The sequence below is a fragment of the Chloracidobacterium sp. genome (genome assembly GCA_016716305.1).
Taxonomy (GTDB): Bacteria; Acidobacteriota; Blastocatellia; order Pyrinomonadales; family Pyrinomonadaceae; genus OLB17.
Genome location: JADJWP010000001.1, coordinates 374,245 through 400,075 on the forward strand (window position 1 = coordinate 374,245; position 25,831 = coordinate 400,075).

Below are 25,831 nucleotides of genomic sequence, written 5' to 3' on the forward strand. Positions count from 1 at the left end.
ATTCCTGGAGCTTTTGCAGCACGTACCGACCCGGGCCGTGCAGAACATATACGTTCGTGTTTTACTTTAGTTTAGCGAAGCCCTAACATTGTGATTTTTGGATGAATCAAAAGACCTCGATTGTCATACCCGCATTTAATGAAGAAGACCGTGTTGGCGCTTCGATATCGACGATTCTCGCGTATATCAATGCGAACGGGATCAATGCAGAACTGATCGTTGTCGACGATGGATCGAGTGACAGAACTTCTGAGACCGCCGAGGCCGCCTGCAGCAAGTTTCCAGAGATACCTTCGCGCGTTATCCGCTACGAGCCGAATCGCGGTAAAGGCTTTGCCGTGAAGACCGGGATTCTCGCGGCCGAAGGCGAGATTGCACTTTTTTCCGATGCAGACCTGTCGACGCCCATCGAAGAGATGCCAAAACTCGTCGACCCGATAAAGGCCGGCGATCTGGACGTCACTCTGGGTTCGCGTGCGCTCGACCGCTCATTGATCGGTACGCATCAGCCATGGCGGCGTGAGCAGGGCGGAAAGGTCTTCAATCTGGTCGTCAGACTGATGACGGGAATGCCTTTTTGGGATACGCAGTGTGGGTTCAAAGCTTTCAACGTCGCGAAGTTTCGTCCGTTGCTCGATATGATGCAGATCGAACGGTTCGGATTTGACGTCGAGTTCCTGTATGTCGCCCAGCTGCACGGCCTTAGGCTAAAAGAGATCCCGGTCCGTTGGAACAACGACGACCGCAGCAAAGTAAATGTACTCCGCGACAGCATCCGTATGTTTGACGAGGTGCGTCAAATCAGGCGCAATGCCAGAAAGGGAGTTTACGGCAATGTCAGCACGCCTTAACGTCAACATCGATCACGTCGCGACCATTCGCGAAGCCCGCAAGACCATCGAGCCAAGCATCATCACCGCCGCGGTCATTTGCGAACAGGCAGGAGCCAACGGCATCACGGTCCATCTCCGCGGCGACCGCCGTCACATACAGGACCGCGACATCGAGCTGCTCCGCGACGTCGTCACGACCTATTTGAACGTCGAGATGGCCGCGACCGAGGAGATGCTTACCATCGCCGAACGCACACGGCCTGACGCTGTCTCGCTTGTCCCCGAAAAGCCAAATGAAGTGACCACCGAAGGCGGGCTGGATGTCATCGGCAATCTTGAGGCGATCAAGAACGCCGTCGAGCGCCTAAAAGCGGCGGGCGTTTTTGTCAGCATCTTCATCGACCCCGCGACCGATCAGATCGAGGCCGCAAAGAACGCCGGCGCTCAGCAGGTCGAGCTCTGCACCGGCGAATATGCCGAACTCACACTCGGCTCGCGGGCGATGCATGGCGACGGCGAACGCCGCGCCGCCGCCGAGGTCGAACGGATTCGCACCGCCGCCGTCCACGCCCGCTCGCTCGGTCTCATTGTTGCTGCCGGCCATGGGCTCACCTATCGAAACATCGCCGCCCTCGCCGCCATTCCCGAAATAACCGAGTTCAACATCGGCCACAACATCATCTCGCGCTCGGTCTTTGTTGGGTTGAATCGGGCAGTAAGAGAAATGATAGATGCGATCACGTAGCATGTTATGGTCAAACCCGCAGGCATAATTATCATCACGATCTTGATGCTATTTGCTGGAAAGGGATTTGCCTGCCTTTGGCCGGTGGGCGAGCGATATACGGTAGGAAAGCCTATCGACCTCGAAAACGTTAGCGAAACCGAGTACATTCGGCGATTGACTACAACTGACTCCCGGGAGTACTGGGACGACCTTCTTAAACAGCTATATGATCAAAAGAAGAAAGAAGCGATGATCGATGTCGAAACCAATATCGCCGTTGCTTTAGTTCATCTAGGTCAATATCAAGAAGCACTTAAAATATTCAAGGGGGAGGAACGGTCTTATAAGGCCTATAACACAGCGGCAAATATTGGGACTACGTACGAGTTGTTGGGTCAGAATGATAAGGCATTGCACTGGATAAAAGAGGGACTCACCCGAGATCCCGGTTCCCATTATCGAACCGAATGGCTCCACGTCAAAATCCTCGAAGCCAAGATCGCATTAGAAAGGGACCCAAAATGGTTGGAAAAGAACACCGTTTTAGGAATTGATTGGGAGTCCGTAAATCGCAATCCGTCAGCGGAACTTACGGTGACCGACCATCGAGGACAAGTAAAGTCGGCAAAAGAGATCGAAGACGCTCTTGCATATCAGTTGCACGAGCGTATGGAATTTGTAAAACCACCGGATCAGGTCGTTGCTCAGTTGCTGTTCGATCTAAGCAATGTCCTTAGAAGGTCAAGATCATCCGAACACGCCACAGCCGTCCATAAGCTTGCGATAGATTACGGACATAAATCCATTCTGCCAGCCGTAGCCGCTCCCGTAAAAACAGATTTGGAAGCTCCAACTGTGGTTCCGGCAAGGTTTTCCGGTTTCACCGTCGTTGGAGCTTCCGTCCTGGCAGTCGTACTTTTAGCAACTGGCTATTATTTTTGCCGACGCCGATAAAGCTGCTTACTTCGGAGCCGCCCCGGTCACAGTAAACTTCATGTCCTGCGAAGTTTGCGAGAGCTTGCGATCATTTGCGTTGAACGCCTCGACCTTGGCGGTGTAGTTTCCTGGAACCAAAGGCTTGTCAAGACTTACCGACGTACCATCCACGCGTTTGCTTATATAATCAAAATTGGTCTCAGCTCCGCTGGCGCTATCAGCATGAATGCTGTATTTGTAATAAGCCGCGTCCGGATATGCGTCCCACTTTATCTCGATACCCGCAGCTGCGACTTTTGAACCAGCTTTGGGGCTCACCAGCTTTAAGTCATTCTTGTAGAGGTGCGTATCCGGAGCAAAAAAAGTCTTACCGTCCTCGATATTGTATTTTGCCGCAGAAATGATGCCTGAGGTAGCAAAAACAAAATAGGGTGTATCAAAAACCTTGACCGTAAGCCCTTCATAAATACCAGGGGGAACATCTTTTATCAAATACTCTCCTGAATCATCTGTTTTAGTGGTCAATGCATCTGCGCCGCAGCCGCCCATATACTGGTTGAAAGTTTTACAAAGCTTGACCTCTACTCCAGCCGCCGGCTTTTCGTTAAAGAATGCCTTACCTTGAACATTTGCTTTTCCGGCAGCTGGCTTCTCCTTTTCGACCCCAGTGCCTGATGGGATGGTTCCGTCTTTGTTTGGTTGTACGGCCGCTTTGTTCGAATTCGCCGATGCAGAACTGGCATTAGTTTGGCTGGGATCAGATCCACAACCTCCAGTGATCAACGAAACCACTACAAACCCTACACACGCTAACGTATTTACTCTCGACATTGGTCTTTACTCCATTAAGCTGAGGGAAAGGCAAACAAACGGTCACACCCGTTTTCCAAGCATTATAGGTTTGAACGCGTTAAGCGCAAAGTTATTGCACGGGCAGAGTCTGTAGTCCGGACGCCGTTGGAAAACTCTAATCCAACATCGCCTTCAAAGCCTGTCCGGTGAACGACCTCCTGACCTTTGCAACCTCCTCGGGCGTTCCCGTTGCGACCACCTTACCGCCGCCAGAGCCGCCTTCGGGACCGAGGTCGATTATATAATCGGCTGATTTTATCACGTCCAGATGATGCTCGATAACGATCACCGTGTTTCCCGTATCGACGAGCTTTTGCAGAACATCGAGCAGCCTGTGAACATCGGCAAAATGAAGCCCTGTGGTCGGTTCATCAAGGATGTAAATAGTTTTTCCGGTCGCTCGTTTTGATAACTCCTTGGCGAGTTTGATCCGTTGTGCCTCGCCGCCGGAGAGCGTGGTCGATGATTGCCCGACCTTGATATAGCCAAGGCCGACGTCTAGCAGGGTCTCCAGCTTTTGCCTGATCTGCGGAATGTTCTCAAGCAGCGGCAAAGCGTCTTCGATCGTCGTGTCGAGCAGGTCAGCGATCGAGAGCCCTTTGTATTTGACGGCGAGCGTTTCGCGGTTATAGCGGTGGCCTCGGCAAACGTCGCAGGTGACGTAAACATCCGGCAGGAAATTCATCTCTATCCGCTTCATCCCATCGCCTTCGCAGGCTTCGCAGCGGCCGCCCTTTACATTGAACGAGAAACGGCCGGCCTTATAACCTCGCTGCCGCGATTCGGGCAGCATGGCATATAGGTCACGTATCGGCGAGAACAGTCCCGTATATGTCGCGGGATTCGAACGCGGCGTGCGCCCGATCGGCGATTGATCGATCTCGATTATCTTGTCTACGAGATCGATGCCCTCGATCGAATCGTGTTCTAACGGCTGCAAATTCGATCTATAAACCTGTTTGTAGAGCGCCGGATACAGAATATCCTCGACCAGGGTCGATTTGCCCGAGCCCGAAACGCCCGTAACCACCGTCAAAAGCCCGAGCGGGAATTCGACGTCAATATTCTTGAGGTTGTGCGCGCGTGCCCCTTTTACTTTGATCCGGCTGCCGTTCGGCAATCGACGAAACTCAGGAATCTCGATCTTCACTTCGCCCTTGAGATATTTGCCCGTCAATGAGGCTTCGGTGTTTTTGATCTCGCTCGGTGAACCGACAGCGATGACCTCGCCGCCGTGCGTCCCGGCCATTGGCCCAAGATCGATGACGTAATCTGCGTTTTCGATCGTTTCTTCGTCGTGTTCAACGACCAGGACCGTATTGCCGAGGTCGCGAAGCTTTTGAAGCGTATCCAGCAGCTTTCTGTTGTCGCGCGGATGGAGCCCGATGCTCGGTTCATCCAATACGTACAACACACCTCGGAGATGTGATCCGATCTGCGTTGCCAGCCTTATGCGTTGACCTTCGCCGCCCGATAGCGTCCCGGATCCGCGATCGAGCGTCAGATATCCGAGCCCGACCGCATCAAGAAACTGCAGCCGGCCATTTATCTCTTTGAGGACAAGTCCGGCGATCTTTTCTTCGCGCTTCGTTAGCTTGATCTCGGCGAATCGTTTGACGGCCTCGGTGATCGGCAACGCGGTATATTCGCCGATACCTCGTCCGTTTATCCTTACGGCAAGGCTTTCGGGCTGGAGCCGAGCACCGTTGCAGATCGGACATGGAACGGGAGCGACCAATTCGATCAGGGCCTCACGCGTTTTCTCGGACGGCGGATTCTCGAGCCGCTCCTTCATCGCCTTCAATGCACCTTTCCAGTCGCTCTCGTATTTATACTCGCCCTGGCGAAATGTCAGCCGTTTCTTTGTTCCGAAAAGAAAGGCGTTTCGGATCTCTTCAGGAAGTTCGGCGAACGGAGTTTCGATCAGGCTCTTATGACCGTCTGCTTCCGTAATGACATCCGCCTTTTTTCGTTTTCCTTTCTTCCGTGCCCTCGCTCCCTCGACCGGCGGTTCGAGCTTGTCTCCGTCGACGAATCGTTCGATGATGGCCAGCAACGCTGATCGTAGAAACGATGCTCCCGAACGGTCAGCTCCGCTGAGAAACTCGATCTTTCCGGCAGCGATCGAAGGGTCGGGTACGATCTTATTGACATCGATCTCCATCACCGTCCCTATCCCCTGACAATGTTTACACGCCCCGTAGGCCGAGTTGAACGAAAACGATCGCGGCTCAAGCGTGGCGATGTTGATTCCGCAATCGACGCACGCCATCTTTTCCGAATAGAGCTTTTCGTCGCCATCGACGATCGAAACAAGTACGCCTCCGTTCGCCAGTTTTAGCGCGGTTCTGACCGATTCATTCAGACGGTCCTTTACGCCGTCTTTTATCAAAAGCCGGTCGACGACGATCTCGATCGTGTGATTTCGACGTTTATCGAGGATTATCTCCTCGTCGAGCTGCCGCATCTCGCCGTCGATCCGGGCTCTGACAAAGCCGTCTTTGTGAAACTTTTCCAGCTCCTTTTTGAATTCACCCTTTCGGCCGCGAACGACCGGGGCAAGGATCATTACCCGTTCACCGTTCGGGAGTTCAAGGATCCCGCCGACGATCTGTTCTACTGTTTGCCTTGTGATCGGCGCACCGCATTGGTGGCAATGAGGCTGACCGATCGACGAGAACAGAAGTCTCAGGTAATCGTATATTTCGGTAACGGTACCAACAGTTGAACGAGGGCTTCGAGAAACGGTCTTTTGTTCGATCGAGATCGCAGGGCTTAAACCTTCGATCGAATCGACATCCGGCTTTTCGAGCTGATCAAGGAATTGACGGGCGTAAGCCGACAACGATTCGACATAACGCCTCTGGCCCTCGGCGTAGATCGTATCGAATGCAAGCGACGATTTACCCGAGCCTGAAAGGCCGGTGATCACGGTGAACTTATCGCGAGGGATCTCGACGTCGATGTTTTTGAGGTTATGTTGGCGTGCCCCGCGGACAGTGATCTGCTTGATGCTCATTACGGTGTAAAACTCTGTCTAGTACCGAAACGAGCATTATATCAATCCGGTCAGCTAAACGTAAGCACCGCCCATAGCGAAACGGATGCGATGATGACCCAGAGCAGCGTACCCTGCAGGAAAGGACGCCACCCGACCCGCTTCAGCATCTTTCTTGAAAGGCTAAGGCCGATCAGGAAAAGCGTGACCGTAAAACCGGCCTTTGCGAGGTTCACCAACGAATCAAAGACGCTCGGGAAAACGAATAGCGGGGCGTAAGTTCGAATTGCAGCCGCAGCCACGAATAGAAAAATGAACCACGGGATCGCGATCTTCGTTTTCGAACCACCCTCGTGGTAAACGAATGCAAGAACGATAGCAAGCGGGGCGATCCACAGCGCCCGGGCAAGCTTTACCGTGGCGGCAACTGCAAGCGCTTCGGGGCCATATACCGTCGAGGCTCCGACGACCGAGCTTGTATCCTGTATGGCCACCGCCGCCCAAAGACCGAACTGATTCTGAGTAAGCCCCAGGAAATGCCCGATCATCGGAAAAGCGACCAACGCGATCGAGTTCAGGACAAAGATCGTCCCGAGCGAGACCGACATCTCGTCGTTCTCGGCCTTGATCGCCGGCCCGATCGCCGCGATCGCACTTCCGCCGCAGATCGCAGTTCCTGAAGAGATAAGCGTCGAGACCCTCGCCGGGATCTTGAGAAGTTTCCCTATCGCGTAGCCAAGGAACAGGGCTCCAAAAACGACGCCAAGAATAAAGAAAATTCCGCTTTTGCCGGCTTGATAGACAGCTCCGAGATTCATCCCAAAGCCGAGCATGGCGACCGATGCCTGGAGCAGGTATTTTGCCGGTTTGCCTGACAGCTCGGGGAAAGGATTTCCGATCGTCAGGGCAACGAACAGCCCAAGTGCGAGTGCCGCTGCGGGCGAGCCCCACGGGGATAAAATGAACACGATCAGAACGAAAAAGAGAGCTTTTTGCCAGGACATACGAAGTGACAAAGTATAAAAGTGAAAGGGCGAAAATGGAAATCGAACATCTCCTTTTCGCCCTTTCTCTTATGTGTCGATTGCCCTACTTTGCCTTCCCCTGGTTTGCCACGGCCTCCTGTGCAGCTTTGATGGCCTCAGCGTCGCCCAGGTAATAGCTGTTGAGCCGCTTTAGATCATCGTCGAGTTCATAGACGAGCGGCACACCGGTCGGGATATTCAGCTTGACGATCTCGTCATCCGAAATTCCATCGAGGTGCTTGACCAGGGCACGCAGGCTGTTGCCGTGCGCCGCGACGATCAGGCGTTTACCCGCTTTGACTTTAGGCCCGATCTCGCTTTCCCAGTAAGGTACGACGCGGGCGACTGTGTCCTTGAGGCACTCGGTCTTTGGAAAATTCACGATATCGGCATAGCGCGGATCGTTGCCAAGATACCGTTCGTCCGATTCGTCCAATTCCGGCGGCGGAATGTCATAACTCCGACGCCAGACCAACACCTGCTCGTCACCGTATTTCGCGGCCGTTTCGGCCTTGTCGAGCCCCTGCAGACCGCCGTAATGCCGTTCGTTGAGCAGCCACGATTTGGTCTCCGGGATCCACATCTGGTCCATTTCGCTCAGCACAAGCCAAAGCGTCCGGATCGCCCGTTTCAGCACCGAAGTGTACGCCTCGTCAAACGCAAAACCTTCGGCCTTCAGCAATTCGCCCGCAGCCTTTGCCTCCGCAATTCCCTTTTCGGAAAGATCGACATCCTTCCAACCCGTGAACCTGTTCTCTTTGTTCCACTGGCTCTCGCCGTGGCGTATCAGTACTATTTTGTGCATAACTGGAACGCCGGCGTTTTGCAGGCGATGTTCAATTATTGAACAACTTCTTAACTTCACCAACCAGGTAAAGAGATCCGGTGACTAAAATCATGCCTCCCGGAGGTGTAACTTCTCGAGCTTTTTCGAGAGCATCGGCCACGTTTTCGGTTTTAACTACTTTGGATCTATCAATACTCGCCGGCGCCTGAGCCAAAAGTCCATCAGGTGACAAGGCTCTTATATTTGCCGGCCGCGTCAATATCACTCGCTCGGCCCGCGGCCATAAAATTTTGGCGATCTTGCTTATGTCCTTCTCTTTCATCGCGCCAAAGATCATTGTGATCGGCTTGTCTACAAACTCATCGAGGTAAGCAGCAAGGGCCTCGGCTCCGGCAACGTTGTGCGCACCGTCGAGCAAGAAATTGTCCTGGTATTCAAGCCGTCCGGGATGGATCGCAGATCTCAGGCCCGCGCTAATATCCTGGTCTCTTATCGAAAAATGCGTTCGCAACGCATCTGCCACAAGTATCGCAACTTCGGCATTCTCGACCTGGTGAGCACCGCGAAGGCTCAGGCTCCCGACAAGAGATCGCAGCGGCATCCCGAGTGCGCTTTCGTCGAAAACCACGGCTGTCTCACGAACAAAAACGCCTCTACGGTGAGCCTCTCCGATCACGTCACGGAGGACATTCATTACTGGCGGAGATTGCCGGCCGATCAATACGGCTTCCGTCTGTTCACGGATTATTGCCGCCTTTTCCGCTGCGATCTCTTCGATCGTGTCGCCGAGGTATTCCTGATGGTCCAGGCCGATCCGAGTTATCGCGGCTATCTCTGCGTTGGCGGCAGTCGTTGCGTCTAGCCGACCTCCGAGGCCGGTTTCGAGAATTGCGAGTTCGACCTTCGCTTCGGCAAAAGCCGTCAGAGCGATCGCCGTTACCTGTTCAAAGAAAGTGGGCGTGTAGGTCAGCTTGCCCTCGGCAAGAAGCCTTTCGGAGGTCTCGCGGACCAACGCAGCAAGCCTGGCAAAATCGCTCTCGCTGATATCGTCACCGTCTATCTTTATGCGTTCGGTGATCGAAACAAGGTGCGGCGAAGTATAGAGCCCACGCCGAATGCCAGCCTCGCCGCAGATCGAATCCAGAAACGCGCACACCGAGCCTTTTCCGTTGGTCCCCGCAACTTGAACCTTGAGATAATTCTCATGCGGTTCCCCAAGAGCAGTTAGAAGCGTCCGTATATTCTCCAACCCGAGCTTCATCGCCTCGACCTCGTTGCCGAGCGATAAAAGATAACCGTTTGCTTCGTCAAAATTCATCGGGATCCGCAGGTTTCACTTAGGGTTCAAAACACTTTCCTATAAAATAGACCGAAAAATCGAAATATGACGACCAAAACAGATCGCAGAGAATTTCTAGTGACAACGGCCGGATTAGCGGCCGTACCCGCGTTGCTGTCTGCCCCGAACGCGAAGGCCCAAAACGGCCCGAAGGCAGGTTGGGCGATCGTCGGCCTTGGCAACTATGCGCAGTATGCGATGCAGCGTTTCGCTCCGTCAAACACGTCCCGGATCGCGGCTCTTGTTAGCAGCGACCGGGCCAAGGCCGAACAATTCGCTATCCGGTACAGCGTAAGGTCCGACAGCATTTACAATTACGAGAATTTCGACTCCATCAAAGATAACAAAGATGTTTCGGTCGTTTACATCATAACCCCAAACGGCACTCATGCCGACTTAGCTATTCGGGCGATGGAAGCGGGCAAACACGTGATCGTCGAGAAGACGATGGCCGCGACAACTGTCGACGCTATCAGAATGATCAATGCGGCAAAGCGGCTGAACAAAAAGCTGATGGTCGCCTACAGGGCGAGGTTCGAACCGTTCAATCAGAACGTGATCCGCATGGCCCGTGAAGAGGAATTCGGAAAGATCACTTCGATCGTCGCACACAAAGGCTTTGCGATCGGCAATGCTCTCGGCAAGAACAACTGGCGCCTCGACCGAAAGCTGATCGGCGGCGGATCGCTAGTTGACATCGGTGTTTACAGCGTTCAGGCGTGCCGTTATATCGCCGGTGCGGAACCGGTCGAAGTGACGGCCAGCATCAGTAATACATCCGGCGATCCGCGATTTAAGGACGTGGAAGAAAGCATTGCATTCACGCTGAAGTTTCCGAACGGATGTCTTGCGACCGGATCCGCAAGTTGGAATTATTCACTGCAGAATTATTTCCGTGCCGTCGGCACAAAGGGATGGGTGGAACTTGATCCGGCGACGAGCAATGCAAATCTGCGGATGTTCGCCTCGAAAGATGTCGTTCGATCGGGTCCGGCGCCACAGCCGAGCCGCGTCGTCGAAGAACGTTTTTTCCCGAGCGTCGATCAATTGCCCGTGATGTTCGATCACTTCTCCGATTGCGTCCTTAACGATAAACAGCCGATGCTGGCGATGGAAGAAGGCCTCCGTGACCTCGAGGTCATCGAGGCGATCTACGAGAGCGCCCGGACGGGCAAAGCCGTTACGCCGAAATATGCCGCGATCTAGCTGCCGAGCAGCCGTCGATGATAGTTGATCTGGCCAAGGTGGTAGTTGAGGTGTGTGGCGAGATGGACGAGGAAGAATTCCGTCGTCATTGGATGGCCGAAGACCTCGATCGGATAAGTTCTTGTAAGATCGTCAGCCGTAAGTTTCTCCAGCGTAGCGAGCACATCGGCTACCGCTTGATCGACGCCGGCAAGTAGATCGGCCCGCGAAACTCTTACATCTGAGAATTCTCTATCGCGGTCACGAACGTATCCGGTATCGCCGAGCACTGCACCAAAGAAATGCCGGAGATTGCCAACAAGATGCAGAGTCAGATTTCCCGCCGAATTTGCTATCTTGCCGTCTACCCGCCAGAGATCGGCCTCGTTCAAATACAACTCGATCTCGGCCTTGAGCTTCGCAAGGTCGCGCCTGTATATGTCGATAAGTATCTGATTCAGCATATGCGCTCAAGCTTTGGCAGCAGCTGCGGGGTTCATCATGAACTCAAGCACCCTGACAATGGTGTCTTTCATCTCGCGTCGGTCGACGACGATGTCCACCATCCCGTGTTCGAGCAGGAATTCGCTGCGTTGAAATCCTTTGGGCAGTTTCTGGCGGATGGTCTGTTCGATCACGCGTGGGCCGGCGAAGCCGATCAGGGCCTTTGGCTCCGCGATTATCACATCGCCAAGCATCGCAAAGCTCGCGGTGACGCCGCCCGTGGTCGGGTCGGTGAGAACCGAAATGAAAGGTAACCTCGCTTCGTGGAGCAACGAAAGGGCGGCCGAGATCTTGCCCATCTGCATCAACGAAAGCGTTCCTTCCTGCATCCGGGCGCCGCCCGACGCTGCAAAGATAACCACTGCCCCGCGATTCTCCAATGCACGTTCGATCTGACGGGTGATCTTTTCGCCGACAGCCGAGCCCATCGATCCGCCGATGAACGACATATCCATCGCACCTGCGTAAACAAGATGTCCGCCGACCTTACCGGCACCCGAGACTATCGCTTCCGGCAGCCCGGAGCTCTCCTTTGCTGCCTCGATACGTTGAATGTAAGGTTTTGTATCGACAAACCCGAGCGGATCGCCTGAGGTGACCTCCTGGTCGAGGAGTTCGAATTTTCCGTCGTCAAACAGCGCGGCGAGACGGTTCATCGCCGGGTACCTGAAGTGATAATCGCAATGTGTGCAAACCTGATGAGATTCGATCAGCTCGCGCTTATAGAGCGGATTTTCGCATTCCGGGCACTTCACGAAGATCCCTTCGGTCCTGACGTTGCGCTCTCCGCCATCGGGCTGATTGTCTATCTTGGGTTTGTCTCTTCGAAGCCATGACATAATTCGGTGGCCGAACGCTGGCAGCACAAGAAAAAAGATCGATCGATCGCGCGGCAAGTCAGCTGTTACGGTTAACCTAGACTAGCATAAGCGGCGGCGGCTTGTCGCAGGCGGCTATTTGAGAATCCCGGTCATTTGTTCGTGAATAAGGCCGTTGCTCGCGACGATCGGCGGCGTGTAGATACTGAATTTCGCACCGTCATAATAGCTGACCACTCCGCCGGCTTCTTCGATAAGGAGCTTACCCGCCGCTACGTCCCAAGGATTGAGCCCTTCTTCCCAGAAGCCGTCGAAACGGCCGCATGCGACATATGCCATGTCGATCGCCGCCGAACCGTCGCGCCGAACGCCCCGCGACGCAAGCAGGAATTCCGTCAAATGCCGGGCAAATTTCTCACGGACCTTGAAGTCGTATGGAAAACCTGTGACGAGAAGCGCGTTGCCAAGTTCCGCCGTGGCCGAAACGCGTATCGGCTTGCCATTGAGCGTTGCACCGCGGCCTTTTTCGGCCGCAAAAAGCTCGTCTCGCGTCGGGTCATATGTAACACCCGAAACGATCTCGCCATTGTGTTCCAGCGCGATCGTCACGCAAAAGCACGGGTAGCCATGTGCGTAATTGGTCGTGCCGTCGAGCGGGTCGATGATCCATTTGAATTCCGAATTACCTCCGATCACGATCGCCTCGCCCGATTCTTCGGCAAGAATGGCGTGACGCGGAAAATGCGATCGTATCCGCTCGATGATCAACGCCTCCGAAGCAAGATCGGCCTCGGTGACCAGATTGATGTCGCCTTTTTTTGTGATCGTTTCGATCCGGCCAAATTTCTCAAGTAAAACCCGCCCGGCATCGCGGGCGGTTTCGATAGCAAAATTGAGCATTTGTTTATTCGATCGCAGAACCTGCAGAGTCAGCCAAAACGAAATTCTCCCACTGTTCCCCTGGTCCGCCGAAGAACCATCACTTCAGAATAGCAACGATCTCGGTCTGATGCGGAGCAGTGATCAGAACGTCCTTTCCGTCGATGTAGACATCGATCTCCGATCGTATGCCGAACCTACCGCTGAGGTAAATTCCGGGCTCGATCGAAAACGCCGTTCCGGCGATCAGCCGACGCGAATCGCGCGTCTCGAGATTATCGATGTTAGCGCCGTTCCCGTGCCCTTCCTCGCCGATCGAGTGGCCCGTTCGGTGCAGGAATTGATCGGCGTATCCTGCCTTCGCGATAACACCGCGTGCTACGTCGTCAGCCTCGGCCCCGGTGATCTGCCGCCCGTTCTTGAACGCCTCTCGGATTGCCTTCAACGCCGATTGCTGTGCATCGAATACGATATTCCAGACCTTCGCATATTCCTCAGGAACGGTCTCGCCGACATAGCCGACCCACGTCAGATCTGCGGCCGGAGATCTCGGTTTTTTCACTTTTGTCACCGTATCTATCAGAACTAGATCTCCCCGATTTATCGGAGATCCTTTTCCCGCCCGCGGAAAATAATGCGGTGACGCCGCATTCGCGTTGACCGCCACAATCATCGGCGACGGGTTCATTCCCTCTTCCTCGTACCGTTTCATCATGAACTGCTGCACGTCGTTCTCGGTCGTCGGGATGCCGGCATTTATGCGGCGTTTGATCTCAGCAAACGCTTCGATGATGATCTTCTGCATCTTGGTCGCCGCTTCGGTATGCATCTGAAGCTGTTCCGGCGTCCAGACCGCCTCGAACTGCTGCACCAGATCAGCGCTTGAGTCGATCGAGACACCCAGGGATCGAACCATCTCGATCGTTCCGGCATCGACCCGCGAGATATATGGAATGTCGTTGTTCGGCGAATATTGCATCGCGAGACGAAACTTGCCTTTCGGCCGCTTTTGCGAATAGACCGCGGCCTCGACCTGTTTCTTGAGCAGCGACCATTCGCGATAGATCAGCTTCTTACCCGGCAATGCGTCAAGCTGGCCCGGCTCGATGGTATGAACGACCTTCACCGGCTCACCATCTGCCGGAACAAAATAGAACCACCGCCGCGATCCGCTAAGCCGTTCGGTCTTAAGGATACGCGGTATGAGAATGTCGCTTCCCCGAAAATCGTAAAAGAGCCAGCCGTCAAACCCTTGCTGTTTCAGCGCGGCCTGTATCTCGAGGACGCGCTTTTCTTGTTCGGTTTGAACCTGAAAAGGGACCACGTCGATGCCTTCGATCTCGATCATCGAAGGTGACGCTGGCGTTCTGTTCACATGCTGACCATCGGCGGTGGCGAATAACAGGAATAATGCTGCAAAAATAACGAAAAGGTACTTCATATTCTGATGCCTGACGAATGCTCAACGTCGTTATCGAAAATAGATGTCAACGTAATCCGTCACAGGGTCGCAAGGATTACCCATTTGCATCAGCCGCCAATATTTCCGCGTGCCGGTTATCTTGAACGTGAATTCGCCTTCGCGCATACACGGTTCGCCGCCGTTTATGTGACTCACCTGTGTGACGATCGTACCGCTGAATGTGAATTCCTTCGTGTCTATCCGCGAAATGGTTCCGTCGATCGTGACAAAGTCGGTATTCCCGCGGCCGCGCTGCTCGCCTTTCAAGGCATAAACGCCTTTCTTGTTCGTAACGGTCGCGGTTCCGAAGTAGTCCCAGCTGATCCATTGGAGGGACAGCATATGCTTGCCAAGCAGACGCTTCGCCGCAGCGGCGTCGGCGACCGCGGTCCTTGTCTGAGGGAAGACAGCCAATGGGAGGATCAGCAAAATGGTTACGAGCAATATCTTCTTCATAATGTCACCCTTTACCGGAGCATCCGGCCCGCCACCTGGAGGAATTCCTTCACCTGTTTATCCCAGTAAGGCCAGTTGTGAGCACCCGGCAGCTGCCGATATTCATGCGGTATCCTCTTTTCGGTCAACAACGTAACGAAATCGCGGTTATTTTGAACCAGAAAATCCTCGGTGCCGCAATCGAGATAGATGAACGGCAGGGTTTTGATCTTTTCAGGCGTCGCCCGCCGGACGATGTCGAAAATGTCATTTGCTTTTCGCAGTTCGCCATCGATCGGGCCCATGATCTCATCGATCGACCTGCCGATAGCTCCGGCACGCGATCTTTCCGTGAACTCCGCTGCACTGAGCGCTCCGCTGAAGCTGCCGACGAGGACGAACATTTCTGGGTATTTAAGTCCGAACTTGATCGCACCGTAACCGCCCATGGACAGGCCGGCTATCGCACGATGTTCGCGTCGCTTATCGGTGCGAAACTTCTTGTCGATCTCCGGGATCAGTTCCTTGATGATATAGCTCTCGTATTTGTCGTTTTCCTTAGAAAGGCTGTCAGTATACCAACCGTTTCCGCCCTCCGGGGTGACGATTATTGCGTCGTGCCCGGCGGCGTATTTTGCGAGCGCCGTTCGCGAGAGCCAGTTGTCGAACCGGCCGGTCAGTCCGTGCAGAAGATAGATGACCGGGTAAATGCGTCCGCTTTCTTCCTTCAGGTTGTATTTTTCGGGAACGACGACCAGATACGGCATCTTCCGTCCCATCAGGCGGCTGTCGAGCTCGAGCGGCGTTCCGGCCACGCGGGGATCGATGGTCTGCACGGTCGCGTTTTGCTGCGAATATCCGCCGAGCGCGAGCAGGAACAGCAACAGAAAGAGGAAACTCGTCCGTTTCATATAGGTTAGTTTAAGTTAGAGTAACAAAATTCTTATCGGCCGTTTTCCGCGCCATATCAACTCTCGGTCTTGTGCACCGATCGCATTCGCTGACGAGCTTTTTTCGAGCGTCGAATGGTTCCTTTTCTCGTAAGGCTCGAACCGGCCCAATCAGATACCTGCTTGAAGGGATGCCATTCAAAGCTCTCGAGCGGCAGCACCTCGCTCGAAGCATCGCGGAGCTTGAGCGTACTGAATGCGACGAAAAAGATCAGAAAATTGAATACTGCGCCGACAGTTACCACCAGCCATCCCGGAGCCAGGCCGACCTGAGCCCGGTCGAACAGCAATTCCCAGAATCGCTCGCGATCAACCGGCGAGGTGGTCGGGATCGGCGACGGGTGAATATATATCTTCAGCGACCATGAAAGAGCGAGTAGGATAAAGATCCAAAGATAGTTTGCACGCAGCCGCCGGCCGATGGCCTCCCACTCGCTGATCGTGAAATGCGGCGAGATAAGATCGGCGGAAATGTGATCTGCCCATTCCTTATCCGGCGGGATCGTCCGATGCGAGAGCATCGGTGCAAAATAACCGGTCTCGAGTATCCTTACTCGATTTGCCCAGACCTCGTAATACCGGTAACGCCTTGCTTCCATGAACAGAAATATGGAAACAAGAATAGTATTGATCGGTATCGCGAAATGCGGGTTATCCGGCGAACTGAATACGAACGAGAGCGTTGCGCCGGCCGTGATAACTGCCCAGTTCGTGGTCGCGTCGAGCCGATTGCGCCAAATATTCGAACGCTGTATCTCGCCCCGGTAAAAGTGCACCATCGCCGTGTTGAACTCGGCCGGAGCCAATTTCTGCGGTATCGTCAGCGGCGTCGTCCTGGGTTTTTGGTTGCGCTTGCGAACCTCTTCGGCAAAGGCCTTGAAGGAGTCGGGGACTGAGGTTATATGGATGTCTTCGTCGGCTGTTTGGGAACCAAGCCGAACATCGTCTTTCATATAGCGTAGGCTGACCGGGTAAACATCGAGGTGGCTTCATAAAGCCCAAATCACAGAATATTCCTTTCGCGTTGCCGATGCAAGAAATTCGGCCGCCGCCCAGCCTGGTTTCGCTATCCGGGCCGCGTTGTTTAGAATCCTTCTGATGCACGATGACGTTCATTGGATGGATATCGCCCTTGGCGAGGCCCGCCGGGCCGGATCGCTTGACGAGGTGCCGGTCGGCGCAGTCATTGTCGACAGCGGCGGCGATCTTCTGGCTGCGGCCTCGAACCGCACGATCTCCGATCGTGACCCGACCGCCCATGCCGAGATACTTGCCATCCGCAAGGCAGCTGCCAAGATCGGGAATTACCGCCTCATCGGGGCGACCGCCTACTCGACCGTCGAACCGTGTGCAATGTGTGCCGGTGCCCTTGTCAACGCGCGTATTCGTCGGCTCGTATTCGGCACCGCCGACGAGCGTTTCGGAGCCGTTGTGACGCAATTTCAGCTTTGCGACAGCCCGAGGCTCAACCACAGGCTTGAGATAACCGCCGGCATACGTGCCGACGAATGCCGTGAGCTGATGCAGGCATTTTTCCGCGAAAGGCGTGGGCGCACTTGAAATTTCACGCTTCAAGAACGTAGAATTGGGGATTCGCGGAGAGGTGCGAGAGTGGTTGAATCGGACGGTCTCGAAAATCGTTGTACCCTAACGGGTACCGTGGGTTCGAATCCCACCCTCTCCGCCATGTCGATTTTGTTTTGAGGATCTAAGCTACGTTTTGACATAAACGCGGGTTCGTCGATGCCGCATCGCTTGTTCAGGACTCGGCAGTTCGCAATGCATTTACAGACAAGGCCCGTCTACACTGCTTCATCGTTATAAAAGGGAGGACAATTGATCTATGCCTTTAAGTAAGAGGTTGACGGCAGAGTTTATCGGTACACTTTGGCTCGTTTTGGGCGGATGCGGAAGCGCCGTGCTGGCAACGGCATATCCGAGCCTTGGCATCGGTTTCGCAGGCGTTTCGCTGGCATTCGGCTTGACCGTCCTCACGGGCGCGTTCGCTCTCGGCCACATTTCGGGCGGGCATTTCAACCCGGCGGTCTCGATCGGGCTGTGGGCCGGAAAGCGCTTTGACGCAAAAGATCTGCTTCCGTATATCATCGCTCAGGTACTCGGGGCGATCGCTGCCGCGGGGATAATTTACCTGATCGCAAGCGGCAAGGCCGGATTCTCTGTCGCGGGCGGATTTGCGGCAAATGGTTTTGAAGCCAATTCACCGGGCAGCTATTCGGCGCTTTCGGCGTTCGTTGCCGAGGTCGTGATGACGTTCTTCTTTTTGATCGTCATTCTCGGAGCGACCAGCCGGCGTGCCCCGGCAGGGTTCGCCCCTATCGCCATCGGCCTCTGTTTGACGCTGATCCATTTGGTAACCATCCCGGTGACCAACACATCGGTTAACCCGGCACGCTCGACCGGACCGGCGCTCTTTGTAGGCGGGTGGGCGATCTCGCAGCTTTGGATGTTTTGGGTCGCCCCGATCCTCGGTGCCGCCCTTGCCGGCTTCTTTTACAGTTGGCTCGGCGACGAAGATGACGGCGGAGCGGCGGTGGTCGAGACCGTCGAAGAGATAGTGGTGATCGAGACCGAAGAGGCTTGATCCGGACTTTTTGATCTTTAAAAATTCAATTCGGAAAGGTGCAAGAGTGGTTGAATTGGCAGCATTGGAAATGCTGTGAGCCTCAAAAGGGTTCCGTGGGTTCGAATCCCACCCTTTCCGCCAGAATTGACAGCGAAGGGAGAGAGGTTGCCGGAGAGTTTGTTTTTCTCCTGCGATCTTTCCCTTTGCTTTTTTTGACCCTATTATCTTCCAATAACCGTGCCGCGCACGCCTCCGGTTCGAGATTTCCACTTTTCCGTTTTTCTCTTTTTGGCTTTTGGTCTGCTATTCTTTAGCTTGGCTCCAGGCTCCGCACAAGGGCTGTGGTGTGAACTCCGCTAGGCGAGGAATCGAGCAACGGTAGCATTTTCACCCTGTGTTGCGGTTAAGTCTGGGGCCATCTTCTTATTTCGGCCCGCCGAGCGCGGGCTTTTCTCTTGTGTCCTTCCGGAAACTGCGATACCATTCGGCAACTTCATCCCCGAAACCTCACTTTTCATCGATGATCGCTCCATATTTCTTTGTCAGGAGTAGAAGATGAGTATGCGATTTCCCCGATCCTTGCAGCTGACGTTGATCGCTGCCTTTGCGGTCATTGGAGCCGCCGCCCAGTCGGCCGTCAAGTACAATTACGAATACAAGTGTCCCGAAACAGTGATCGTAAACTATTGTCGCAACGATAGCGGACAGAAGGTCCATGAGGATGACAATTATTGCAACGTTGAGTATCCCGACCGACCGCGGAGGGTCCCGACGATCCCCGTTTCCCGTTCAGTAGTAAGATCGGTTCTAGCGGTTGAGTTAAAGAACTGCAAAGGACCGGCGGCGGACGACCCCGCGATCGCAAAAGCGGCCGCGGCAAAGGTTGACACTGAGGTTTTCGGGATTCAGCTTGGCGATCCGTTCACCCTTCCCGCATGTCCAGTGTTTCAGGTCGGCGGGGCGGGACTCCAGACCTGCCACGGAGCACTCGACGACATGTTGGCAAAGTTCGCCCGGCCCGGCGGCCTAAATCCAGATCCGGTCGATATTAAAACCGTGTATCTTGCGACCGACAAATGTCCCTCCTGGGTAAACCAGTGCACGTTGGTCGTTCGTTCGGATGCGGGCAAGGTCGGGTTCATCGGCGTGTTCACAAAGGGCCCGGGCGTCGACGTTCAGGTGCGAAACGTCCTTGCAGAAAAATACGGCGGCTGGTCGCTAAAAGGCGATGCCACGGTAACTCCCGGCAATACGGACAGGCAGCCGTTCAAAATAACTCAGTATTGGTGGAATCTTCCGGGCCTTTACGTTCATTACCAGCCCGTTTGGTCGACTGACGATGGCGAGACACCAAACATCCGCGAAGGCCTGATCAGGATCGAGACCGAAACGGCGAGAAAACTTCGCTTGGCCGATGAGGCAAGAAAACCAAAGCCAAAGATGTAAGCCAGATCGGTCGTGCCTCATAGCGGTGATCGTTAAGTGATAAACGGGCAGTAAACTCGTTCGAGCTGAGATGTTGCTGAATAACGATGTATCGCGGATTACGAGTGCATTTTCGGTAAATCGGCCGATCCCGACCTATTGTGCCGACCCGGTGAAGATCGTGATCGTTCGGAGTCCGACGATATGAATGACTCGGATGTTCGTCAGATGGCTTGGATATCGGTCAGAGTTTCGACGGCGGAACATCATTAGCCGTCATGCGAACCGCATGAAACGGCCATCATCGCCGACGATGCGCCGTCCCGCACGCCAATGCGGCCGTTTACCGGTCAATGCGTGCGACCGGTATGCGACGAACATCGGCAAACAGCCGGGAAAGTTCCTCACTTGTTCGTGTAGCATCGGTAAACACTGGCTGAAACGGCGCCGTCACCGCGCCGTGGACCTGTTTTTCGGTCGAACGATGCGCCGAGCTTTATCGTTTCGCGAATATCCATTATTCTATGTAGCGAATGTCCTACCAGGTTATTGCCCGAAAATGGCGGCCGCAGGCTTTTGACGAGGTCACCGGCCAGGAGCATATTACGCAGACGCTTCGTAATGCGATCGAGCACGGGCGGCTGCATCATGCTTACCTGTTTTCGGGGGCGAGAGGTGTCGGAAAGACGACGACCGCTCGTCTGCTGGCAAAGGCGCTCAACTGCCATAAGACCGAGAAACCGACCGTAAGCCCCTGCCGGGTCGACGATCCCGAGGCGTGTCCGTCGTGCAGAGAAATCACCGAAAGCCGTTCGATAGACGTGCTCGAATTCGACGCCGCTTCGAATACGCAGGTCGATAAGATCCGCGACATCATTCTCGAGAACATAAACATCGCGCCGGCACGCGACCGCTGCAAGATCTTCATAATCGACGAGGTTCATATGCTTTCGGGCTCGTCGTTCAACGCATTACTTAAAACCGTCGAAGAGCCGCCGCCGGGCGTAGTCTTCATAATGGCGACGACCGAGCTCCAAAAGGTGCCTGATACGATAACCTCGAGGTGTCAGGAGTTTCAGTTCCGTACCATACCTCAGCAAAAGATATATGAACGCCTGCGGTCGATCGCCGATGCCGAAAAGATCGATGCAGACGACGCCGCACTTCGCGAAATAGCGCGCTCTGGCGAAGGCTCGATGCGTGACGCCCAATCGAATTTCGACCAGGTCATATCATTCTCCGACGGCAAGGTCTCGGCCGCTGATGTGTCGAATGCCCTCGGGATCGCAAGTATCGACATCCTCATTGCGACCATCAAGGCGATCGCCTCGAACGAACCTCGCCGAATGATCGAGATCGTCGGCGAACTCGATGCTCGCGGACAGGATCTGCGAAGTTTTTGCCGCGACCTTCTAGCTTTGCTTCGCGACATGATGGTCGCAAAGATAGCCGGTGATGCCGAAGGTGTTCTGGATAATGCCGTGATCCGCCGCGACGAGCTGGTCGGTCTTGGCATCGACCTTTCTGAATCAGACGTCCTGCGGCTTTTTAATTCTCTCGCCGCGACCGAATCAAAGCTCAAAGACGCCTCAAACCCGCGTTTCGCTCTGGAGATCGGACTTGTAAAGCTTGTCGAAATGCGTCGGATCGTCCCGATCGAAACACTCATTGATCGGCTGAATGAGCTAACGATGGGTTCGGTTCCCGCCGACGCACGCTTGGCATCGCCGGCTGGGCCCGAAACGAGGGCCGCCGCTGCCGCCGAGGAAAAAAAAACTCTAGATTCTGAGCCGCCTCCCCTTTCTGATTGGCCCGAGTCGGTCAGTTCGGTCATTCACGCTGAACCTGAGGATCTCGTTTTCGCCGATCCGGAAGCCGATACTGTCCCGATATCCGCCAAAAGGCCTGCCATCGATCTTTCGTTCATCGAGAATTTACCGTCAAAGCTGCCCCCTCTGACACCTGACGACCTCGCGCATACTGACGACGCGTGGCTTGACGACGCCTATGAGCAGGCGTTAACGACCAGCGGCGACGACCTGATGCCGATCGCTTCGGCGGTTGAGTTCGCTCGGGCCTTTGCCGAACCACACGCTGCAGCTCATGCCGCCGCCGGATCCGGCAGTAACACGGTAAAGACCTCTGAACTATCTTTCATCCCTCCGCGACGTGACGATTCTGACGACGACACGATGCCCGTAACCGAACTCTCCGCCGATCCGACGGATGAGGAACTTCTAGAATACGCTCGCCAATTACCGACCGTTCGCCGTGTAACGCGGATCTTCCGGGCAGAGATCGTTGGCATCGAAAAGCGAAAGTAACTGCGAACATCAAGGTCGAAACTTTCGTATTAGTGTAAGATTTGACACAATTGTCATAATCGAATGAAACTCCGACGATTCCCAAGACCTTTTAGGTTCTTCGCCGCCACATTACTGACTCTCACGGCAGTCGTCATGTCATTTTCGCAAGACGACTCATGGTCGGTGAACCGTTCGCCGCTGCCTGCACCGACCGGTTTTGTAAACGATTACGCCGGTGTCATCGACGAAGCCTCCAGACAGGCTCTTGAAACAAAACTTAAGGATTTTAAGGACAAGTACGGTGTCGAGATAGCGGTTGCGGTCGTAAAAACGACCGGTGACCGGCCTATTTTTGAATATTCGCTCGCGGTCGCCCGCGGTTGGGGAATAGGATCGAAAGAAGACGACAACCCCGGAGCCCTTCTCTTTGTTGCGATCGACGATCGAAAGTATTTCACCCAGGTCAGCAAAGATCTCGAGGACGAACTCCCCGATGGCATAGCGGGCAACCTGCAAAGGCAGTTTCTCGTCCCGGAGTTCAGAAAGGGGAATTACGCAAAAGGCATCAGCGACACGGTCGACGCGTATCTTTACACGATCGAAAGCCGTCGCTCGGGTGTTGCGATCCCGACGCCTTCACCGAAGGCTGAGGATAGTGGCGGGGTTACGCAAAGTGCGCTGAGCGTTTTCTGCTGTCTCGCCCTAGTCATCTTTGTTATCGTGATCATCGCCGCCAACCGCTCGGGCGGAAAGTCAAAAAACGATCAGGATCGTTGGGGCGGCGGCGGCTTTGGCGGAGGGGGCGGCGTGCTTCCCTGGATCATCTTGGGCGGTTCGAGCGGGTCCTCGAGCGGATCGTCATCTTCATCTTGGGATTGGGGCGGCAGCAGCGGCGGCAGCGATTGGGGCGGATTTGGCGGCGGCGGCGATTTCGGCGGAGGAGGAGCCGGCGGCGATTGGTGATCGCGGGACATATTGAATGATGAAGCAGCATTTTGCACCATTTATTGACGATCTTAGAACGACCCACGGCAAGAACCTTGCTTCGGTCATTCTGTACGGTTCGGCTGCGGCGGGCGATTTTATCCCGAATCAATCGGACTACAATATTCTGATCGCGTTACACAAGATCACGCCGAAAGACCTTCGCGAGGCTCACGCGTGCGTCCGGGAATGGCACAAAATGGGTCATCCGGTGCCTGTGTACTTTACTGTGTCGGAGCTAAAGAATGCTGCGGACGTTTTTCCGATCGAGTTTCATCAGATGCAGGTCGCGCATAAGGTGCTTTACGGAACAGACGTGCTTGCCGGTCTCGACGTTTCGGACCGCTTTCTGAGACATCAGATCGAATATGAACTGCGCAGTAAGCTTTTGTTGCTGCGGCGCCAGTACATTCCGGCGTCCGTTTCGGTCGACGGACTCAAACGGCTGATGGGCGAGAGCCTGACGAGTTTTGCTGCTTTGTTTCGAGCGGTGCTTCTGATGCGAGGGATCTCACCGCCTTCTACGAAACATGAGATCGTTGCATTGACGGTCACGACGCTTGGATTGAATGGAATACCATTTGAAAAGATATTCAATATTCGCGAAGATAATTTCGCCGATACATTGAGCGATGCTGAAGCGAACGAACTCTTCGGCGAATATATGGAAGAGATCGAACGGGTCATCGATTCGGTCGATTCGTCAGGAAACGAATAGGCGGACTATTCGGAGTGGAGACGAAAGGTATGTTTCGGATCAAACGATCGACATTGGGGAGAAAAAATATGAGAAGAGCGATTTTATTTAGTATTGCGATGTTTGCAGCATTTGGCCTGAGCGGATGCAGCTACAACGAATTGACTGCGAAACAGCAGAACGTCAAAGGCAAATGGGCCAACGTTGAAAGCTCAATGCAGCGACGGGCCGATCTGATCCCGAATCTCGTTGAAGCTGCCAAGATGTCAGCCGTCCAGGAACAGGAAGTCTTTGGCCAGATCGCCGACGCTCGATCGCGGCTGCTGAACGCCCAGCAAGCAGCGCCGCAGGGCGAGGGTGGCGACAAAGCCCCGAGCAAAAACAGGCTGTGATCGAAGCTAACAACAGTTTTGGCGGTACGATCGGAAGACTCCTTATGCTTCAGGAGCAATATCCTCAGCTGCGTTCGAACGATGCGTTCATGAAAGTTCAAGATGAACTCTCAGGCACTGAGAACCGCATCAATACCGCTCGTCTCGATTACAACGATGCCGTTACCGATTACAACACTACGCGGAATTCATTTCCGGCAGTGTTGACCGCCGGTCTGCTCGGTTTCAAAGAGGAACCGTTCTTTAAGGCTGAGGAGGGATCGCGAACTGTTCCGAATATCGGGAACGCAAATGACCTGCGGCGTAATCAAGCCCCGGCAAATAACGCCCCGCCGACGGCAAATCCGCCCGCGGCCAACGCTCCGGCGTCGAACGGTCCGGCCTCAAATAATTGACTTTGGATGGTTAAATGACCGATCAGAATCCGCGCGAACTGCACATCGCGCAGTGGTCGCAAGGCCTGGCGTTCGGTTCGAACGTACAGGCCTTTTCATTTTGCGGCCTGCCAAATACCTCGTCAGCGATCGCCTCGGCGATAGTGAAGCGGTTCTGGGAAGGATGTTGCGAAGTTGTTATTTGCGAGCCGATCTTCGGTATCGCAGTTGCGCCTTCAAGTTTATCGAGCCGGTGATTTATCTTCTCAAGACTGGCAAAGATGGGCGCGAGTCTGTCTGTTGATTCGTCTGCTTCCAGCAGCCTTGCGATCTTTGCAGCGAGTTTTTGATTTTCACTCATGATCATTTACTAAAGATCTGAAAGCAAGTCGATGTAGTCAACAACACCTACGATCGCTGAATCGATGGCGGCTCCCGGACGCCCGGTCGCGGCAGTTGATGCGGACCAACCCTCCTGGGCAATTATCACCAGGTCGCCTTCGCCCGAATTGACCGAATCAAGCGCGAGGCATGTGTAATCCATATCAATGCCGTCGGGCGTCACCTGACGACACAGCATTATTCGCGTTCCCTCGTAACGCTGGTTCTTTTGCGAGGCAACTACGTTGCCGATTACGCGGGCTATCAGCATAACTGGATCTCACGCTCGCTGAAACACATGTTTTTCTGAATCGATTATCCCGACTATTGTGCAGTCGGTAGGCGTTTCGTCACGCTTGAATGGAAACGACGCTTCTTTGCCGCGGCACCAAAAGACAAGCTCACCAATACCGGCTCCGACCGCATCAAGAGCGACCATCGGACTGCCCTTCGGCCTAAGGTCGGCATCGAGCGTTTGCACAAGAAGGAACTTTCGGCCCTCGAGCGTTCCATTCTTTATGGTCGAAACGACCGTTCCAATCACTCGTGCTATCTGCATATCTACTTTGCCTGGCTTCGATAGGTCGCAAGTGCGGTCGCCAAAAAACATGCGATGAGTAAGACACTGTACTCCATTCCGTTTCGGCCCGCTCCGACGACGAACCAGCCTTCTTTCCAATGGACCATTGCAACCCCGGCCGAAAGTTGTGCTGCAAAGACCAGAGCTATGACCCAGGCATAGAAACCTGCGGCAAACAACACGCTGCCGATCAATTCGAACAATGTTATGGCCCACGCCAGATAAAATCCCAAAGGGAATCCCTGAGCACCAAGGAAACCGCCGAGATCATCGACCGTACCATTCCCTATTCGGGCGGCTCCGTGGATGAACATCAAAACTGCGAGGATGATTCGTAGGAAGACAAGGGCGGTTGATCTGTTGTCGCCGAATCTCATT

Annotated in this window: 27 protein-coding genes, 2 tRNA genes, 1 other RNA gene and 1 pseudogene; 14 read left to right on the forward strand and 17 right to left on the reverse strand. The window is 54.3% G+C overall.

Annotated elements, in window-relative coordinates:
• The first annotated feature begins 101 nt into the window (after positions 1-101).
• From IPM28_01560 to IPM28_01570, 3 genes are read left to right on the forward strand one after another with little or no spacing between them, the layout of a single operon-like run.
• Positions 102-851: a glycosyltransferase family 2 protein gene (locus tag IPM28_01560; GenBank protein ID MBK9171686.1), complete on the forward strand. Its 750-nt coding sequence runs from the start codon at positions 102-104 to the stop codon at positions 849-851.
• Positions 835-1,578, forward strand: coding sequence for a pyridoxine 5'-phosphate synthase (locus IPM28_01565; GenBank protein ID MBK9171687.1), 744 nt, complete (start codon positions 835-837; stop codon positions 1,576-1,578). The genes IPM28_01560 and IPM28_01565 overlap by 17 nt, the downstream gene beginning before the upstream one ends.
• 6 nt (positions 1,579-1,584) lie before the next feature.
• Entirely contained in the window at positions 1,585-2,514 is a 930-nt protein-coding gene (locus IPM28_01570) for a tetratricopeptide repeat protein (GenBank protein ID MBK9171688.1), read from the forward strand.
• 6 nt (positions 2,515-2,520) lie between these two features.
• Here the strand turns inward: IPM28_01570 and IPM28_01575 are convergent, their stop codons facing one another.
• The 5 genes from IPM28_01575 to IPM28_01595 all read right to left on the reverse strand — a co-directional run bounded on the left by IPM28_01575 (position 2,521) and on the right by IPM28_01595 (position 9,476).
• The gene (locus IPM28_01575; GenBank protein MBK9171689.1) at positions 2,521-3,327 is read right to left on the reverse strand and encodes a hypothetical protein; all 807 of its coding nucleotides are present in this window, start codon (positions 3,325-3,327) and stop codon (positions 2,521-2,523) included.
• A 136-nt stretch (positions 3,328-3,463) separates the two neighbouring features.
• A complete protein-coding gene (uvrA, locus tag IPM28_01580) occupies positions 3,464-6,367 on the reverse strand; it encodes an excinuclease ABC subunit UvrA (GenBank protein ID MBK9171690.1) in 2,904 nt (967 codons plus the stop codon).
• 50 nt (positions 6,368-6,417) lie between these two features.
• Positions 6,418-7,350, reverse strand: a complete 933-nt coding sequence (locus IPM28_01585) for a putative sulfate exporter family transporter (GenBank protein ID MBK9171691.1) — start codon at positions 7,348-7,350, stop codon at positions 6,418-6,420.
• Between the two features lie 85 nt (positions 7,351-7,435).
• A complete protein-coding gene (gene gpmA / locus IPM28_01590; protein ID MBK9171692.1) occupies positions 7,436-8,176 on the reverse strand; it encodes a 2,3-diphosphoglycerate-dependent phosphoglycerate mutase in 741 nt (246 codons plus the stop codon).
• A gap of 31 nt (positions 8,177-8,207) precedes the next feature.
• Positions 8,208-9,476, reverse strand: coding sequence for a bifunctional folylpolyglutamate synthase/dihydrofolate synthase (locus IPM28_01595; GenBank protein ID MBK9171693.1), 1,269 nt, complete (start codon positions 9,474-9,476; stop codon positions 8,208-8,210).
• A gap of 66 nt (positions 9,477-9,542) precedes the next feature.
• Between IPM28_01595 and IPM28_01600 the strand changes: the two genes are divergently transcribed.
• Complete coding sequence (locus tag IPM28_01600; protein ID MBK9171694.1) at positions 9,543-10,703, forward strand: Gfo/Idh/MocA family oxidoreductase; 1,161 nt, start codon at positions 9,543-9,545, stop codon at positions 10,701-10,703.
• Here the strand turns inward: IPM28_01600 and IPM28_01605 are convergent.
• The 7 genes from IPM28_01605 to IPM28_01635 all read right to left on the reverse strand — a co-directional run bounded on the left by IPM28_01605 (position 10,700) and on the right by IPM28_01635 (position 16,683).
• The gene (locus IPM28_01605; GenBank protein MBK9171695.1) at positions 10,700-11,146 is read right to left on the reverse strand and encodes a DUF1572 family protein; all 447 of its coding nucleotides are present in this window, start codon (positions 11,144-11,146) and stop codon (positions 10,700-10,702) included. The two genes, IPM28_01600 and IPM28_01605, sit on opposite strands and share 4 nt — an antisense overlap.
• 6 nt (positions 11,147-11,152) lie before the next feature.
• A complete protein-coding gene (locus IPM28_01610) occupies positions 11,153-12,025 on the reverse strand; it encodes an acetyl-CoA carboxylase carboxyltransferase subunit beta (protein ID MBK9171696.1) in 873 nt (290 codons plus the stop codon).
• Between the two features lie 114 nt (positions 12,026-12,139).
• A complete protein-coding gene (locus IPM28_01615) occupies positions 12,140-12,904 on the reverse strand; it encodes an inositol monophosphatase (GenBank protein MBK9171697.1) in 765 nt (254 codons plus the stop codon).
• Between the two features lie 79 nt (positions 12,905-12,983).
• A complete protein-coding gene (locus tag IPM28_01620; GenBank protein MBK9171698.1) occupies positions 12,984-14,231 on the reverse strand; it encodes an aminopeptidase P family protein in 1,248 nt (415 codons plus the stop codon).
• A 123-nt stretch (positions 14,232-14,354) separates the two neighbouring features.
• On the reverse strand, positions 14,355-14,801 hold the full coding sequence (locus IPM28_01625) for a hypothetical protein (GenBank protein MBK9171699.1): 447 nt from the start codon (positions 14,799-14,801) through the stop codon (positions 14,355-14,357).
• Between the two features lie 11 nt (positions 14,802-14,812).
• A complete protein-coding gene (locus IPM28_01630; GenBank protein ID MBK9171700.1) occupies positions 14,813-15,691 on the reverse strand; it encodes an esterase family protein in 879 nt (292 codons plus the stop codon).
• Positions 15,692-15,747: 56 nt separating this feature from the next.
• Complete coding sequence (locus IPM28_01635) at positions 15,748-16,683, reverse strand: DUF2270 domain-containing protein (protein ID MBK9171701.1); 936 nt, start codon at positions 16,681-16,683, stop codon at positions 15,748-15,750.
• Positions 16,684-16,828: 145 nt separating this feature from the next.
• On the opposite strand from IPM28_01635, the gene IPM28_01640 reads away from it, so the two are divergent.
• The 6 genes from IPM28_01640 (at position 16,829) to IPM28_01665 (ending at position 19,760) form a co-directional block, all read left to right on the forward strand.
• The gene (locus IPM28_01640) at positions 16,829-17,290 is read left to right on the forward strand and encodes a nucleoside deaminase (GenBank protein MBK9171702.1); all 462 of its coding nucleotides are present in this window, start codon (positions 16,829-16,831) and stop codon (positions 17,288-17,290) included.
• A 37-nt stretch (positions 17,291-17,327) separates the two neighbouring features.
• Positions 17,328-17,417: transfer RNA gene (locus IPM28_01645), tRNA-Ser, on the forward strand.
• A gap of 156 nt (positions 17,418-17,573) precedes the next feature.
• Complete coding sequence (gene aqpZ, locus IPM28_01650; GenBank protein MBK9171703.1) at positions 17,574-18,332, forward strand: aquaporin Z; 759 nt, start codon at positions 17,574-17,576, stop codon at positions 18,330-18,332.
• A 32-nt stretch (positions 18,333-18,364) separates the two neighbouring features.
• Positions 18,365-18,455, forward strand: a tRNA-Ser gene (locus IPM28_01655).
• A gap of 178 nt (positions 18,456-18,633) precedes the next feature.
• Positions 18,634-18,732, forward strand: an RNA gene (gene ffs, locus IPM28_01660) — signal recognition particle sRNA small type.
• Between the two features lie 143 nt (positions 18,733-18,875).
• On the forward strand, positions 18,876-19,760 hold the full coding sequence (locus IPM28_01665; GenBank protein MBK9171704.1) for a hypothetical protein: 885 nt from the start codon (positions 18,876-18,878) through the stop codon (positions 19,758-19,760).
• A gap of 255 nt (positions 19,761-20,015) precedes the next feature.
• Here the strand turns inward: IPM28_01665 and IPM28_01670 are convergent, their stop codons facing one another.
• The gene (locus tag IPM28_01670) at positions 20,016-20,162 is read right to left on the reverse strand and encodes a hypothetical protein (protein ID MBK9171705.1); all 147 of its coding nucleotides are present in this window, start codon (positions 20,160-20,162) and stop codon (positions 20,016-20,018) included.
• A 110-nt stretch (positions 20,163-20,272) separates the two neighbouring features.
• Here IPM28_01670 and dnaX point away from each other — a divergent pair, with 110 nt between their 5' ends.
• From dnaX to IPM28_01690, 4 genes and pseudogenes are all read left to right on the forward strand, one after another.
• Entirely contained in the window at positions 20,273-22,063 is a 1,791-nt protein-coding gene (gene dnaX, locus IPM28_01675) for a DNA polymerase III subunit gamma/tau (protein MBK9171706.1), read from the forward strand.
• Between the two features lie 135 nt (positions 22,064-22,198).
• Positions 22,199-23,008 carry a TPM domain-containing protein gene (locus IPM28_01680; GenBank protein ID MBK9171707.1) on the forward strand — a complete coding sequence of 270 codons (810 nt, stop codon included), beginning with the start codon at positions 22,199-22,201 and terminating at the stop codon, positions 23,006-23,008.
• A gap of 16 nt (positions 23,009-23,024) precedes the next feature.
• Positions 23,025-23,747 carry a hypothetical protein gene (locus tag IPM28_01685; GenBank protein ID MBK9171708.1) on the forward strand — a complete coding sequence of 241 codons (723 nt, stop codon included), beginning with the start codon at positions 23,025-23,027 and terminating at the stop codon, positions 23,745-23,747.
• Between the two features lie 68 nt (positions 23,748-23,815).
• A pseudogene (locus IPM28_01690) lies at positions 23,816-24,513 on the forward strand (LemA family protein).
• A gap of 22 nt (positions 24,514-24,535) precedes the next feature.
• On the opposite strand, the gene IPM28_01695 reads toward IPM28_01690, so the two are convergent.
• Genes IPM28_01695 through IPM28_01710 form a run of 4 tightly spaced genes read right to left on the reverse strand, consistent with a single transcriptional unit; the run spans position 24,536 to position 25,830 of the window.
• Positions 24,536-24,853, reverse strand: a complete 318-nt coding sequence (locus tag IPM28_01695; GenBank protein MBK9171709.1) for a hypothetical protein — start codon at positions 24,851-24,853, stop codon at positions 24,536-24,538.
• 9 nt (positions 24,854-24,862) lie between these two features.
• Positions 24,863-25,144, reverse strand: a complete 282-nt coding sequence (locus IPM28_01700; protein ID MBK9171710.1) for an ethanolamine utilization protein EutN — start codon at positions 25,142-25,144, stop codon at positions 24,863-24,865.
• A 9-nt stretch (positions 25,145-25,153) separates the two neighbouring features.
• On the reverse strand, positions 25,154-25,432 hold the full coding sequence (locus IPM28_01705; protein ID MBK9171711.1) for a EutN/CcmL family microcompartment protein: 279 nt from the start codon (positions 25,430-25,432) through the stop codon (positions 25,154-25,156).
• Positions 25,433-25,434: 2 nt separating this feature from the next.
• Positions 25,435-25,830: a DoxX family protein gene (locus tag IPM28_01710; protein ID MBK9171712.1), complete on the reverse strand. Its 396-nt coding sequence runs from the start codon at positions 25,828-25,830 to the stop codon at positions 25,435-25,437.
• Position 25,831: the final 1 nt, after the last annotated feature.